The organism is Pseudomonas sp. 1121_17, assembly GCF_052850745.1.
Map to the genome: position 1 here is coordinate 79,823 of NZ_VXCX01000002.1, position 12,642 is coordinate 92,464.

13 protein-coding genes are annotated in these 12,642 nt (G+C 62.3%); 4 read left to right on the plus strand and 9 right to left on the minus strand.

Translation table 11 applies throughout. The features are described from left to right. Positions 1 to 1,626, minus strand: a complete 1,626-nt coding sequence (locus FW789_RS05200; RefSeq protein ID WP_103437121.1) for a methyl-accepting chemotaxis protein — start codon at positions 1,624 to 1,626, stop codon at positions 1 to 3. 233 nt (positions 1,627 to 1,859) lie between these two features. Next, positions 1,860 to 3,062: an NAD(P)/FAD-dependent oxidoreductase gene (locus FW789_RS05205; RefSeq protein ID WP_446431084.1), complete on the minus strand. Its 1,203-nt coding sequence runs from the start codon at positions 3,060 to 3,062 to the stop codon at positions 1,860 to 1,862. A gap of 197 nt (positions 3,063 to 3,259) precedes the next feature. Between FW789_RS05205 and FW789_RS05210 the strand changes: the two genes are divergently transcribed. Further along, entirely contained in the window at positions 3,260 to 3,802 is a 543-nt protein-coding gene (locus tag FW789_RS05210) for an RrF2 family transcriptional regulator (RefSeq protein ID WP_446431085.1), read from the plus strand. Positions 3,803 to 3,811: 9 nt separating this feature from the next. On the opposite strand, the gene FW789_RS05215 is transcribed toward FW789_RS05210, so the two are convergent. Beyond that, the gene (locus tag FW789_RS05215) at positions 3,812 to 4,498 is read right to left on the minus strand and encodes a GNAT family N-acetyltransferase (protein ID WP_446431086.1); all 687 of its coding nucleotides are present in this window, start codon (positions 4,496 to 4,498) and stop codon (positions 3,812 to 3,814) included. Positions 4,499 to 4,576: 78 nt separating this feature from the next. Beyond that, positions 4,577 to 5,518, minus strand: coding sequence for an N-acetyl-gamma-glutamyl-phosphate reductase (argC, locus tag FW789_RS05220; protein ID WP_446431087.1), 942 nt, complete (start codon positions 5,516 to 5,518; stop codon positions 4,577 to 4,579). A 139-nt stretch (positions 5,519 to 5,657) separates the two neighbouring features. On the opposite strand from argC, the gene FW789_RS05225 reads away from it, so the two are divergent. Continuing rightward, positions 5,658 to 6,539 (plus strand): LysR family transcriptional regulator, encoded by an 882-nt coding sequence (locus FW789_RS05225; RefSeq protein ID WP_103437126.1) that lies wholly within the window; start codon positions 5,658 to 5,660, stop codon positions 6,537 to 6,539. Positions 6,540 to 6,949: 410 nt separating this feature from the next. Here FW789_RS05225 and FW789_RS05230 read toward each other — a convergent pair whose 3' ends face one another. From FW789_RS05230 to pmrG, 3 genes are read right to left on the minus strand one after another with little or no spacing between them, the layout of a single operon-like run. Beyond that, the gene (locus FW789_RS05230; protein WP_101318893.1) at positions 6,950 to 7,624 is read right to left on the minus strand and encodes a response regulator transcription factor; all 675 of its coding nucleotides are present in this window, start codon (positions 7,622 to 7,624) and stop codon (positions 6,950 to 6,952) included. Beyond that, complete coding sequence (locus FW789_RS05235; protein WP_411561777.1) at positions 7,621 to 8,502, minus strand: phosphatase PAP2 family protein; 882 nt, start codon at positions 8,500 to 8,502, stop codon at positions 7,621 to 7,623. Before FW789_RS05235 ends, FW789_RS05230 begins: the two co-directional genes overlap by 4 nt. 3 nt (positions 8,503 to 8,505) lie before the next feature. After that, positions 8,506 to 9,129: a lipopolysaccharide core heptose(II)-phosphate phosphatase PmrG gene (gene pmrG, locus FW789_RS05240; RefSeq protein ID WP_446431088.1), complete on the minus strand. Its 624-nt coding sequence runs from the start codon at positions 9,127 to 9,129 to the stop codon at positions 8,506 to 8,508. A gap of 43 nt (positions 9,130 to 9,172) precedes the next feature. Between pmrG and FW789_RS05245 the strand changes: the two genes are divergently transcribed. Together FW789_RS05245 and FW789_RS05250 are read left to right on the plus strand one after the other, a co-directional pair. Continuing rightward, positions 9,173 to 9,379: a hypothetical protein gene (locus tag FW789_RS05245; RefSeq protein WP_446431089.1), complete on the plus strand. Its 207-nt coding sequence runs from the start codon at positions 9,173 to 9,175 to the stop codon at positions 9,377 to 9,379. After that, positions 9,369 to 10,304, plus strand: a complete 936-nt coding sequence (locus FW789_RS05250; protein WP_186698414.1) for a 5'-nucleotidase — start codon at positions 9,369 to 9,371, stop codon at positions 10,302 to 10,304. Before FW789_RS05245 ends, FW789_RS05250 begins: the two co-directional genes overlap by 11 nt. 3 nt (positions 10,305 to 10,307) lie before the next feature. On the opposite strand, the gene FW789_RS05255 is transcribed toward FW789_RS05250, so the two are convergent. Both FW789_RS05255 and ppnN read right to left on the minus strand, forming a co-directional pair. Then, positions 10,308 to 10,958 (minus strand): TIGR04211 family SH3 domain-containing protein, encoded by a 651-nt coding sequence (locus tag FW789_RS05255; RefSeq protein ID WP_340610858.1) that lies wholly within the window; start codon positions 10,956 to 10,958, stop codon positions 10,308 to 10,310. A 223-nt stretch (positions 10,959 to 11,181) separates the two neighbouring features. Beyond that, entirely contained in the window at positions 11,182 to 12,555 is a 1,374-nt protein-coding gene (gene ppnN, locus FW789_RS05260) for a nucleotide 5'-monophosphate nucleosidase PpnN (RefSeq protein ID WP_446431090.1), read from the minus strand. Positions 12,556 to 12,642 lie beyond the last annotated feature (87 nt).

The following is a 12,642-nucleotide window of genomic DNA, read 5'->3' on the forward strand; positions in this document are numbered from 1 at the left end:
TCAAAGCTTGAACTGCGCCACCATCCCGTTCAGGTCCACTGCCAGGCGCGACAGATCCTGCGCCGCAGCGCTGGTCTGGTTGGCGCCCGCCGAGGTCTGCATCGACAGATCGCGGATGTTGACCAAGTTGCGGTCCACCTCTCGCGCCACCTGCGCCTGTTCTTCGGAAGCGCTGGCGATGACCAGGTTGCGCTGGTTGATCGAGGCAATCGCTTCAGCAATTACCTCCAACGCTTCGCCGGCTGACTGGGCCACTTCCAAGGTGCCGTTGGCGCGGCTGCGGCTGCTGTGCATGGCTGTCACGGCGCGTTCGGTGCCGTTCTGGATACCGGCAATCATCTGTTCGATTTCAGCGGTGGACTCCTGAGTGCGGTGGGCGAGGGCGCGCACCTCGTCGGCGACCACGGCAAAACCGCGGCCAGCTTCGCCAGCGCGGGCGGCTTCGATTGCCGCATTGAGGGCCAGCAGGTTGGTCTGCCCGGCGATGGCGCCGATCACGTCCAGCACGCGGCTGATTTCGTTGGCACTGGTGGCCAGTTGTTCGATTTCAGTTGAAGTGCCGCTGACGTCGTCGACCAGATGCTGGATCGAGCTGAGTGCCTGATTGACCTGATCGCGACCGTCACGGGTGCTCTGGTCTGCGCCTTTGGAGGCATCGGCAGTGGTCACGGCGTTGTTGGCGACTTCTTCGACGGCGGCAGTCATCTGGTTGACCGCAGTGGCTGCCTGGTCAATTTCGGCACTTTGCTGATGCAGGCCGCGGCTGGTGTCTTCGGTCACGCTGTGCAGCTCTTCGGAGGCCGAGGCCAACTGGTCGGATGAGGCAGAAATCTTGCGCAGGGTATCGCGCAGGCTGCTTTGCATCCGCGCCAGGGCAGCGAGCAGCAGGGCTGGCTCGTCCTGGCCTTGTACACGGATGTCCTGGGTAAGATCGTTGGTGGCGACGCGTTCTGCCACTGCGACGGCATCAGCCAAGGGCACGACGATGCTGCGGGTGAGCAGGATCGCGATGGCCACCAGTGCACCGAGGATGATCAACAGCGACACGACGATCACCGAAAACGCCTCGTCGGCCACATCGCTGCTGCGCTGGGAGGCCGCTTCGGCGCCATTGCTGTTGTAATCGAGCAGAGCGCCCAAGGCTTTCATCATCACATCGGCGGACTGCGCCATGGCGCCAGTCAATAAAGCATTGGCCTCGTCAGCCTTGCCAGCCACTATCAAGCCCAGTACCTGCTTCTGCTGATCCAGATACTGGCGTTCGGCGGCGGTGAAGGTATTGAACAGGGCGCGATCATCAGCAGCGACGATGGTTGCTTCATAGGCCTTGATACCGCTGGCCAGCTGCTGGTTGATGCTGTCGATCAGGGCCATGCTGCTTTGGCGGGCACTTGCCTGTGTTTCCAGTGCGGTGCGCAAGGTAATGGCGCGGGCGCGGCCCAGATTGGTGCCGACGTCGCTCAAGGCAACCATGGCCGGGATCCAGGTATTGCGGATCTCATCGGTAGACCTGTCCATCTGGCGGGTTTCGTACAGTGAGAGTAAGCCCATGACCAATACCAGCACGCCCAGCAGGGTAAACACACTGGCGGCGCGAGTGCCGATCTTCATATTCCGTAATTGCATGGGAAGCTCCTTGACGATGGCTGGCAGGCGTCAAGAGCTGGTTCGGCGAAGCCGCGTCACCTGATAGGCGCCGGGCTCTCGATGCGCTGCGAAAGGGTGAGGTTGTTCCTCGATCGTGCTGATTGTTTTTTTCGATGATGCCACAGTGCCACTATTATTGACCAGTCATTCAATGTAACTACAACTTACGACAGTTCCGTCATTTTCTGACGGAACTGTCAGTTTTAATGCGCTCAGACGATAGCAATCGCGGGGTCGGCGGCAGCCAGCGCCGTGGCCCTGTCTGCGGCTGGCGGGTAGATCCATTGTGTGTTGATTTGCCGTTTGACTGCCTTACCTTCCTCACCTTGCAGTTTCAGCTCACGCTCCCAACCTTCGCTGAAGGTCGCGCCCCACGCGCCGAGGTCGAGGCAGGTGACGTATTTGGGCTGGCGATAGACCACGGGCGTCAGCGCGAGCAGATCAGCTGCGGCGTTGTTACCGGCATGGCGGCCCATCGGAATGGCGTGCTGGCAGGTCATCAGCGCATGGTTGCCGAGGTCGTCGACGGCCGCCCAGGCGACGTCGCCGGTGGCATAGATGTGTGCCTGACCTTTGACCTTGAGATGCTCGTCTACTCGCAGCCGGCCCTGGCCGTCGCGCTCGCCTGGGATTTGTGCGGTCAACGGGCTGGCCTGCACGCCGACGGTCCAGATCACCGTCTTGCTGGCGATGTAGTCGCCGTTGTCCAGCGTGACGCCGCCACTGTCGACTGCCACCACCGAGGTGCCGGGCAACCATTCCACGCCGGCTTGCTTGCAGGCGGCGACGATTGAGGGAGTGATCCCGGCGCCTAGTGCCGCGCCGATCTGTGCGCCGCGGTCGACCACCACTACGCGCAAGCGGGTATCGGCGCCGAGAATGGCCCGCAAACGCTCGGGCATTTCGGTGGCCGTTTCGATGCCGGTGAAACCGCCGCCGCACACCACCACAGTGTTGCGCGCAGGGGATCCCGGCAGCGCGGCGAGCGCGTGCAGATGCTGTTCAAGGCGCACGGCCGATTCCAGTTGGTCGACATCAAAGGTGTGCTCGGCCAGGCCGGCAATGTTCGGGCGCGCCACCTGGCTGCCGGCGGCGAGGATCAGGCGACGATAGCTGATCCGTTGGTTGTTGCCAGCGCCGTCTTCATAGCTGACCTGGCGTCCATCCGGGTCGATCGCCAGGGCGTGACCCTCGATGAACTTCACCCCAACCGCATCGAACAAGGCGGTCAGAGGCGCCTGCAGGGTATGTGCCTGGGCCTCGTAAAGGCGTGGGCGGATGCGCATCTGCGGCTGAGGAGCGAGGACGCTGATGCTCAACTCGCCGTGTTGCGCCTGGTCGAGCAAGCGCGCAGCGCTGAGTGCGCTCCACACGCCGGCGAAGCCTGCGCCGATGATCAGGATGTCGGTTTCCATGGGATTGCTCCGGGTGATTGAGAGGGACGAAACACCATCGAGCACAATCCTGTTGTCGCTCGAATAACTACGACTCTATTGGTCGTAGTTATAAAACTCAAGCGTTTTGTTGATTGCGATCAGCGTCGAACCAGCCGGTCTTTGCCTGCAGGCGGCCACAGGCGTACCATTTGCGACTAATCCAGTCGGAGATCGATATGTCGCTTTACAGCGCCGGGGTTGAATACGGCATCCATTGCCTGCTGCTGTTGCTCGATGAGCAGGGCGAGAGCCGCGAAGCCAGCGTGCGTGATCTGGCCGAGCTGCAGGGGGTGCCTCAGGAATACCTGGCCAAGGTCTTCACCAAGCTGGCTCGCGCCGGCCTGGTGGCGGCCACCGAAGGCGTGCGCGGCGGGTTTCGCCTGGCGCGACCGGCGGCCGAGATCAGCGTGTTGGACATCGCCACTGCGATTGACGGGGCGAGGAAGATTTTCGATTGCCGCGAAATCCGCGAGCGTTGCGTGCTGTTCGAGGGCTCGCCACCGGCCTGGGCGACCGAAGGTACCTGCGCAATCCACGCGGTGATGATCAGCGCGCAGAAACGCATGGAAGAGACCCTGGCCCAGCAGAGCATCCTTGATCTGGGGCAGCGCTTCGGGCGCAAGGCGCCGGCGCAGTTTGGCGAACAGCTCAACGACTGGATGAGCGATCGTCGCGAGGGCAAGGGCAGCGCCGGCGATATCCCTGTGACCGAGGTTTGAGCGGGTCGGTCAATGCACCGCTTGGCGCTGCCTGACGCAGGCCTGGGCCTGTAGCGCCAGTTCGTCAAGGCGCTCATCGCGGCGCTGTTCGGCTTCGATCATGGCGTCTTTGCCTTGCTGCTTGAGTAGGTAGGCATGGATCTGGCGCACTTCCAGCGTTTCATAGATCGGGGCGATATCCAGAGTGCCGATCAGCGCGCCGCTGGCGTGGCCGGTGCTGCTCATCAGCACTTGCGGGCCACGTGCCGCGACCACCTGCATGCCCATTTCTTCAAACCAGGGCACCAGCCCTGCAAAGGCATTCAGTTCGACACAGCTGTAGCGTGACTGCAGGTCAGCCAGCAGGGCGCGAGCGATACCCTGGCGACGGTGGCTGGGCAGCACCACCATGAACGCCAGCGAGCAGGCCTGCGGGTTGTCCTGAGCGGGCAGAGCGAGCGCGAAACCCAGTAGTTGATCAGGCGCGTCGGCATCCAGCGCGAGCAACAACTGCACGGCCAGCCCACGAGTGCCGTCCATGGCTTGCAGATACTGGTGCACCTCAAGGCCGACACCGTATTGATAGAGCGGGTAGAGCGGGTTGTCACTGCTGATGGCGACACTACTCAGCTCGCCGACATGGTCGATCACCAGCTGGCGGATCTGGTTCTGGAAGGATTCGGGCGGCACGCTGTTGAGGCGGCTGAGAATGAACATTGCAGGCAAAGCTCCGGCTGGCAAAAACACCCCGAGTCAACGGCAACGCGGGGTGACAGTCTACCCGGTTTTGCCGGTTCAGCTGTGCTCGGCGAAGGCCGCCAGCATCAGGTCAAGGTTTTGTACCGCCGCGCCCGAGGCGCCTTTGCCCAGGTTGTCGAATACCGCAGTGAGCACAACCTGGCCGTGCTCCGGGTTGGCGAACAGCGCCAGGCGCAGGTCATTGCTGTCATTGAGCGCTTCTGGGTCCAGTGCTGCGGCCGGCCCGTGCTGGTGCAATGGCATCAACTGGACGTGACGGGCGCCTTGATAGTGCTCCTGCAGGCAATCTTGCAGATGCTCGGCATTCACCCCGGCAGGCAACAGCCGCAATTGCAGCGGGATACTTAGCACGATGCCCTGGCGATAATCACCATAGCCTGGGAGGAATACTGGCCGCGCGCTGAGCCCAGCATGCTGCTGGATTTCCGGCACATGCTTGTGGGCCAGATCAAGGCCGTACAGCTGCAGCGTAGGCATGCGCTCTGCGCGTGGCTGTTCATGCCGCTCGACCGTGGCCCGGCCGCCGCCGGAGTAGCCTGAGATGGCATGTACCGTCAGTGGATAGTCGGTGGGCAGCAGTCCGGCCTCGATCAGTGGCCGCAACAGGGCAATGGCCCCGGTTGGATAGCAGCCAGGGTTGCTCACGCGCTTGGCCTGGGCGATGCGCTCAGGCTGCTGCGCATCCAGTTCCGGCAGGCCATAGACCCAGCCTGCAGCTGTGCGGTGGGCGGAGCTGGCGTCGATGACCCGCACCGCAGGGTTGCTGATCGCCGCTACCGCTTCGATGGCAGCGGCATCTGGCAGGCACAGCAGGGCAATATCGGCGCTGTTGATCGCCTCAGCGCGGCGCTGCGGATCCTTGCGCTCGGCTTCGGCCAGGGTCAGTAGGCGCAAATCATTTCGCCCGTGCAGGCGGGCGTGGATCTGCAGGCCGGTGGTACCTTGGTCGCCGTCGATAAAGACCAGGGGAGTGCGCATGGGGCGATGTCCGTGTAATAAGGAAGATGGCCTATGCTCGCTCACGACTGGACGAATGGAAATTTGCATTTCATGATGGTCATGTTCAGAAATCCTGAATCAGGGAGCGCTTACGTGTCAGTCCATTTGCATCCAGCCCATGCGTGAAATCAGCCTCGACCGTTTGCGCACTCTGGTGGTTATTGCCGACCTTGGCTCGTTCGCTGAAGCTGCTCGCCAGCTCAACCTGGCGCCGCCGACCATCAGCCTGCACGTCGCCGAGTTGGAGGCGCGGGTAGGGGCGCCGCTGCTCAGCCGGACCCGTGGTCAGGTGCGCCCGACGGCCATCGGCGAGACGCTGCTGGTGCGGTCGCGAAAGCTGCTGGCAGACGCCGAACTGGCACTGGAGGAGGTGCGTCGACAGGTGCAGGGCTTGACTGGACGGGTGCGGCTGGGCGCGTCGACTGGCGCCATCGCCCATCTGTTGCCGCAGGCGCTGGAGATGCTGCGGGTCGAGCATCCGGGGATTGATGTGCAGGTGCAGGTGTTGACTTCGCAGGCTTCGTTGGCGGGGCTGCGCGAGGGGCGGTTGGATATTGCTTTGGTGGCACTGCCGCAGGTGGCTGGCAAAGGCGTGCAGATTACGCCTTGGCGGCGGGATCCGATCATGGCCTATGTGCCCAGTGAATGGCGCCCGCCTGCGCGGGTGACGCCGGCGTGGCTGGCTCAGCGGGCGTTGATTCTCAACGACAGCAGTACTCAGTTGTCGCGGGTGATTGCGCAGTGGTTTGGGGCGGCGGGGTTGTTTCCTGAGCCGCGCATCGAGCTGAATTTCAATGACGCGATCAAGAGCTTGGTCGGCGCTGGGTATGGTGCGACGCTGTTGCCGCAGGAGGGCGAGGTGGCGGCGCTGGATCCGCGGGTGAGTCGGCGGCCGTTGCGGCCGGGGTTGTGGCGGCAGTTGGGGATTGCTTGCAGGGTTGGTGAGATGGAGCTTGCTACTGGGTATGTGCTGGCGGCGTTGGAGGGGTTGCGGCAGTGATTTTAGTCGAGAATTTGGCGGTGATTGACGGAATTGGGGTCTTATCCGGTTGATATGTTGGACGTTCTGGCCCCTTTCGCCTTCACGGCGAGTCCCTTTTGGTCTTGGCCAAAAGGAACCAAAAGCTGCTCGCTCCCACATACGGCCCCTGCGCTGCGCTCCGGGGTTCCCTCACTCCGGCATTGCTCCCGGGAGGACCGCGCTGTACGGGCCATCCTGGCCCGCAGCGCTTGACGGCCATCCATGGCCGTCACCTCCCTCCGCAATGCCTGCGTTCGGCCTTCTGAGGTCGCTGGTAGATCAAAATCAAGATCAAGATCAACAGCAGATCAAGATCAACGGCATGCTTTGCTGCGCTGGCGCAGAGCAGAGTAGGGTCGTGGTGGCTTCTGGGGCTGCTTTGCAGCCCCTCAATACTTCTCGCAGAGTTGGTAACCCAGCCCATGCACCGTGTGCAGTAACGGGCTGTCGAATTGTTTGTCGATGATGCTGCGCAGGATATGGATGTTGCTGCGCAGGTTGTCGCCCTGCGGGGCGTCACGGCCCCAGATGGTTTCTTCGAGCTCGCTGCGCCGGACCAGGTTGGGGCTCTTTTGCATGAGCACCTCAAGCAGTTTGCGGCTGGTTGGCTTGAGCTTGAGCACCGTGCCGGCTCGGGTTACCTCGAGGGTGTCCAGGTCGAACTGCAGGTCGGCTACTACCAGCTTGCGACTGGCGCGCTGCTGGCGTCGAGCGACCACTGACTGCACCCGGGCCAGCACTTCGGACATGGCGAACGGCTTGACGATGTAGTCGTCGGCACCGACCTTGAACCCGGTCAGGCGATCGCTCAGCTCATCGCGTGCGCTGAGCATGACAATCGCCACCTGCGAGCGCGAATGCTCACGCAGGCTGTGGCAGATCTGATTGCCGTCGATGCCTGGCAACATGATGTCGAGGATGATGGCGTCAAAGTTGTTCGACGCCGCCAGATGCAGGCCGGTCAGGCCGTCCAGCGCGCCGGTGACCTCGTGACCCCTGAGCTGGAGAAACTCGACCAGATTGTCGTGAATATCGCGGTGGTCCTCGATAACCAGAATTCTCATTGCTGTCCCTTGTGTTTGAAGCGCATCAACCGCGTGTCGATAACTCTTGAAGCCTTATGCCAACCGTTCAAAGCTGGCAAACGTGCAAGCCTCGGCGTCGTAGTCAGTGCGGGCAAGCCCTGCAAGGCTGGCCGGCCATAGCAGAACAGGGCCGTCAGCCAGGTCGTCAACCAGACAAAGATCCCGGCCCAGAGCGTATGTGACATGAAGTGCCACCCTTGCAGTACCCGTGTGGTGCCATAGACCAAACCTAGCAAGACAATCGCCACCAACAGCAGCCGTGCGTGGCGCCATTGATGGCGCAGCGCGACAAAGTACAGCGCCAGCAGGGTGAAGCCGCTTGAGGCATGGCCCCCGGGCCAGCAGCGGCCGCCGGCAGTCTTCTCGGTCCAGTTGAAGTTGCTGAACCACTCCTGGCGCAGGTGCGTACCACCGTAAAGCGTAGTCTCTACCGGGCAATACACCCCGGTGTGACTCTTGAGGTAGTGGATGACGGTCGTGCTTAGTGCGAATGCGACGACCACGAATAGCAAGTCCTGCCGGTGGTCGCGGGTAAAGCGCAGCAGCGGTGCCGCGCCGGTGGCTTCCAGCAGCCGCTTGGGGCTGGCCGTGAGGCGTGGCCAGATGAACGACAGCAGCAAACCGACAATCGCCGCCTCGCCGGTCCAGTCCGGAAGAATGCGCGGCCACTTGTGGCTGACCTTCTCGAACCACTGATCGTGCAGCAACGGGAACTGCCCGCTGACCGGATCAAGCAACAGGTTGCTGATCGACTGATCGAGGCTGGTCAGGTCGAACAGCACAAAGACCAGCGCCGCCAGCAACAGTGGCAGGCCCAGATTGATCAGATAGAAACGGGTGCGCGGTGACGGCTGCATGGCTCAACTACCTCTCTTGGCAATCAGCCTGGGCCATTGATCTGCGTTGGTCTGGCCGAGAATGTGGGGTTTGCCGTGGCCGTCGACAGCCACGAACAGCGCGCTGGCATAGGCGCTGGAACGCTGCCCGCCAGGCACATGCAGTTGCCGCTCGAGCTGATCGATGCAGCCACTGTGGGTAACGAGGGCCAGATTCTGGCCCGGCTGCTTGTGGCTCAGCGCGACATCGGCGAAGTGGCCATCACAGTCATTGAGCCACTGCTGCGTGGCGAGCGGTTTGTTGAAGATGAACTGCGCCGTTTGCCGCGTGCGCAGCTCCGTGCTGCTGAGCAATGCGGTGTTGGCCAGGCCCAGCCTCTGCAGGCCTTCACCGACGCCGCCAGCTGCCTGGCTGCCGGCCACCGTGATACCTGTTGGGTCGTTCAAGCAGACATTGCTGGAGCGGTCACAGCGCTCGGCATGGCGGATAAGGACCAGCACCGAGCCCTCGGCCCATGCCGGAGTCAACCCGCTGCTGCGCATCTGTTGCTCGCTGCTGATAGTCGGCACGTGGTTGCTCAGCGCAAACCAACCGAGCGCACCGAAGGCCAAGGCAGTGGCTGCGCCAACCCCGACGAGTGAGGCCATGCGCGGTAGGCGCCGGGCGCAACCGGCTGAACCGGAGTGCTGCTTGAAGACCGCTTGTTGCACGTTCGATGCTCCCGACATTCTCAATGGTGGCAATTTAGGTGTCCGGCTGTTGGGGTCGGGTGAAGCAAATGTGAAAAATACCTTCAACTGGCGGCGCTGCCGAAATCTCTTGCAAAGCAGCGTGGGCAACGCCACCGTCAGGCTTTCACTGGGCGTAAAAGGGGCAAGGATCGGCAATGGCTTATGAAGTGGACGATCGCCTGGTCATCGGCGTGGCATCGAGCGCGGTGTTTGACTTGAGTGAATCAGACGCGGTATTTCGCCGCGAAGGCGAGGCGCAGTACCGCGACTATCAGCAGCAGCACCTGCACGCGCCGCTGGCGCGGGGGATTGCGTACCCGTTCATCAAGCGCTTGCTGGCGCTCAATGACCTGTGTGATGACCCGCAGGATCCGCTGGTCGAGGTGGTCTTGCTGTCACAGAACGATCCGGATACCGGCCTGCGCGTGATGAAGACCATCGAGCACTACGGTCTGAACATGACCCGGGCGATCTTCATGCAGGGGCGCTCGCCTTATGAGTACATCCCTGCGCTGAACATCGCCCTGTTCTTATCGGCCGACAAGGCTCACGTTGATGCGGCGATCAAGGCGGGTTATCCGGCCGGGCAGGTGCTCGATTCACAGTTCGACGATGACGAGGACGATGATGGCCTGCGCATAGCGTTCGACTTCGATGGGGTGCTGGCAGGAGACGAATCGGAGACGGTGATGCAGCGCGATGGCCTGACCGGCTTTCATGCCCATGAGGTCAGCAACGTGACCCAGCCGCACAACCCCGGGCCGTTGAAGGAGTTCTTTGTACGCATTTCCAGCATCCAGGCCGCCGAAGAGCGTTACAAGCTGGCGCATCCCGGTTACGAGAACCGCCTGCGCGTATCGATTGTCACCGCGCGCAATGCGCCTTCCCATGAACGCGCGCTCAATACCCTGAAGAGCTGGGGGGTGATGGCCAACGACGCGTTCTTTCTTGGCGGTATCGAGAAGCGCCGGGTGCTGCAGGTGCTCAAGCCGCATATCTTCTTCGATGACCAGTCTGGCCACCTCAACAGTACGCGCACTGTTGCGCCGTCAGTGCACGTACCGTTCGGCATTACCAACCAGCCGCTGTGAACCTCAGAACCAGCGGTCGTTGCGTTTGCGACCGCGGGTCAGTGCCGGCAGGATCAGCCCCAACAGCAGGCCGGCACCGGCAATGCTGCCGCCGTAAACCATATAGCGCATCATCACCTGCTTGTTCTCGTCCCCCAGTTGCGCCTGGGCATCGCGCAGGGCGGACTGGGCTTGGTCGAGTTGCTGGGTCAGGTCTTTGTTGCGTACTTCCAGTTCGTCAGCCAGCGTCTTGCGCGAGTCGAGGGTCTCCTGCATGCCCTGCACGCGGGCCTTCCAGCTGTCGTCGATGGTTTTCAGCTGCTCGGACAGTTGCGTGACCTTACCGTCCAGCTCTGGCAGGCGTTCGGCCTGACCCGGTACTGCCTGCAGGTCGGTGTTGAGGATCCACACCAGGTCGCCGTTCTGGCCGCGGATCTGGCTGTAGTTGCCCTGGGTGTCGACCAGGCTGACCTTCTCGCCAGCCTTGAGGCTGCCAACGATGCGGTGGCCATTGGTCGGGCCGCTGCGCACATAGGTGCTCAGGCTGTCACTGACCCAGCGCGCATCGCTACTCGGCTGTTCGGCCTGAACCGGCGCGGCGAGGGCGATCAGGCAAGCGAGCAGGCTGCCACGCAGGGCAGGACGGACGGGCAGGGCGGGGCGGGAATCGGGCATGATGATCTTCGCTGCTACTGGACAAAAGTAGGCCCGATGACTGGGCCGATGAACGGGTCGGTGACTTGACCGTCAGCCAAAGACCGTTTTTTTGTCAGCAGGTTCACCACCTCGCGTGGGAAATGTCAGCTAAGTGTTGCGGAATTGTTCAGGGCTGATGATGGCAGGTGTACTGGCCCGATTGCATGAAAATGCCATCGAGCCAGCTCGTTCAATCACGCTTTCAGGTCACGACCTGGTAACACGGCACATAGGCTGCGCCGCCAGGTAGCTTCATCCGGTGCTGGTCAACGAAAGCTTGCAGCAAGCGCCCCAGTGGGTCCAGCACAGCACTGTCACCGCGGATCTGATACGGGCCGTGTTGCTCGATCAGGCGGATGCCATTGTCCTTGACGTTGCCCGCGACAATCCCGGAAAACGCTCGGCGCAGGTTGGCCGCCAGTTCGTGCGGCGGCAGATCGCGGCGCAGTTCAAGGTTGGCCATATTGACGTGGGTCGGGTCGAACGGGCGCTGGAAGCCCTCTTCAATCTTCAGCAGCCAGTTGAAGTGGAAGGCATCGTTGCGCTCGCGGCGGAACTGCTTGACCGCCTTGAGCCCCTCGACCATCTGCCGCGCGACCTCGGCCGGATCATCGATGATGATCTGGTAATGCGCTTGCGCCGCTTCACCCAGGGTGGCGCCGACAAATGCATGCAACTGCTGCAGATAAGCTTCGGCGCTGCGCGGCCCGGTCAGTACCACCGGGAATGGCAGGCCTTCGTTGTCCGGGTGCATCAGGATGCCGAGGAGGTACAGGAACTCTTCGGCCGTGCCGGCGCCACCCGGGAAGATGATGATGCCGTGACCAATCCGGACGAAGGCTTCCAGGCGCTTCTCGATGTCGGGCAGGATCACCAGCTCGTTGACGATCGGGTTCGGCGCCTCGGCGGCGATGATGCCCGGCTCGGTCAGGCCCAGATAGCGGCTGCCGTGCATACGCTGTTTGGCGTGGGCGATGGTGGCGCCCTTCATCGGCCCCTTCATCACGCCCGGGCCGCAGCCGGTGCAGATATCCAGCTTGCGCAGGCCCAGCTCGTGGCCGACCTTCTTGGTGTACTGGTATTCCTCGCTGCTGATCGAGTGGCCGCCCCAGCACACGACCATCTTCGGCTCGACGCCCGGGCGCAAGGTGCGCGCGTTGCGCAGCAAGTGGAAGACGTAATCGGTGATGCCCTGGGAGCTTTCCAGGTCGATGCGCTGGCTGGCCAGTTCGCTCTCGGTGTAGACGATGTCGCGCAGGGCGCTGAACAGCATTTCGCGTGTGCTGGCGATCATCTCGCCATCGACGAAGGCATCGGCCGGGGCGTTCAGCAGTTCGAGGCGCACGCCGCGGTCCTGCTGATGGATGCGTACTTCGAAGTCCTTGTAGGCTTCGAGAATGGTCTTGGCGTTGTCGACATGGGCGCCGGTGTTGAGGATCGCCAGGGCGCATTGACGGAACAGGGTGTAAAGGCTGCCGCTACCGGCTTCGCTCAGTTGCTGAACTTCACGTTGCGACAGCGTTTCGAGGCTGCCTTTGGGGCTGACGGATGCATTGATTACATTGCGTTCGGGCATCTAAGTCTTTCCTGTGCATGTAAAACTCCTACTTGGACACCACCATACCGACAAATGTGCGCCGCAACGAGAGGGCTGTTGAAAATC

What these genes read in the sequence shown, in the direction of transcription:
- FW789_RS05200 (WP_103437121.1), bottom strand. Translation starts at nt 1,626, where the DNA reads ATGCAATTACGGAATATGAAGATCGGCACTCGCGCCGCCAGTGTGTTT.
- FW789_RS05205 (WP_446431084.1), bottom strand. Translation starts at nt 3,062, where the DNA reads ATGGAAACCGACATCCTGATCATCGGCGCAGGCTTCGCCGGCGTGTGG.
- FW789_RS05210 (WP_446431085.1), top strand. Translation starts at nt 3,260, where the DNA reads ATGTCGCTTTACAGCGCCGGGGTTGAATACGGCATCCATTGCCTGCTG.
- FW789_RS05215 (WP_446431086.1), bottom strand. Translation starts at nt 4,498, where the DNA reads ATGTTCATTCTCAGCCGCCTCAACAGCGTGCCGCCCGAATCCTTCCAG.
- argC (WP_446431087.1), bottom strand. Translation starts at nt 5,518, where the DNA reads ATGCGCACTCCCCTGGTCTTTATCGACGGCGACCAAGGTACCACCGGC.
- FW789_RS05225 (WP_103437126.1), top strand. Translation starts at nt 5,658, where the DNA reads ATGCGTGAAATCAGCCTCGACCGTTTGCGCACTCTGGTGGTTATTGCC.
- FW789_RS05230 (WP_101318893.1), bottom strand. Translation starts at nt 7,624, where the DNA reads ATGAGAATTCTGGTTATCGAGGACCACCGCGATATTCACGACAATCTG.
- FW789_RS05235 (WP_411561777.1), bottom strand. Translation starts at nt 8,502, where the DNA reads ATGCAGCCGTCACCGCGCACCCGTTTCTATCTGATCAATCTGGGCCTG.
- pmrG (WP_446431088.1), bottom strand. Translation starts at nt 9,129, where the DNA reads ATGGCCTCACTCGTCGGGGTTGGCGCAGCCACTGCCTTGGCCTTCGGT.
- FW789_RS05250 (WP_186698414.1), top strand. Translation starts at nt 9,369, where the DNA reads ATGGCTTATGAAGTGGACGATCGCCTGGTCATCGGCGTGGCATCGAGC.
- FW789_RS05255 (WP_340610858.1), bottom strand. Translation starts at nt 10,958, where the DNA reads ATGCCCGATTCCCGCCCCGCCCTGCCCGTCCGTCCTGCCCTGCGTGGC.
- ppnN (WP_446431090.1), bottom strand. Translation starts at nt 12,555, where the DNA reads ATGCCCGAACGCAATGTAATCAATGCATCCGTCAGCCCCAAAGGCAGC.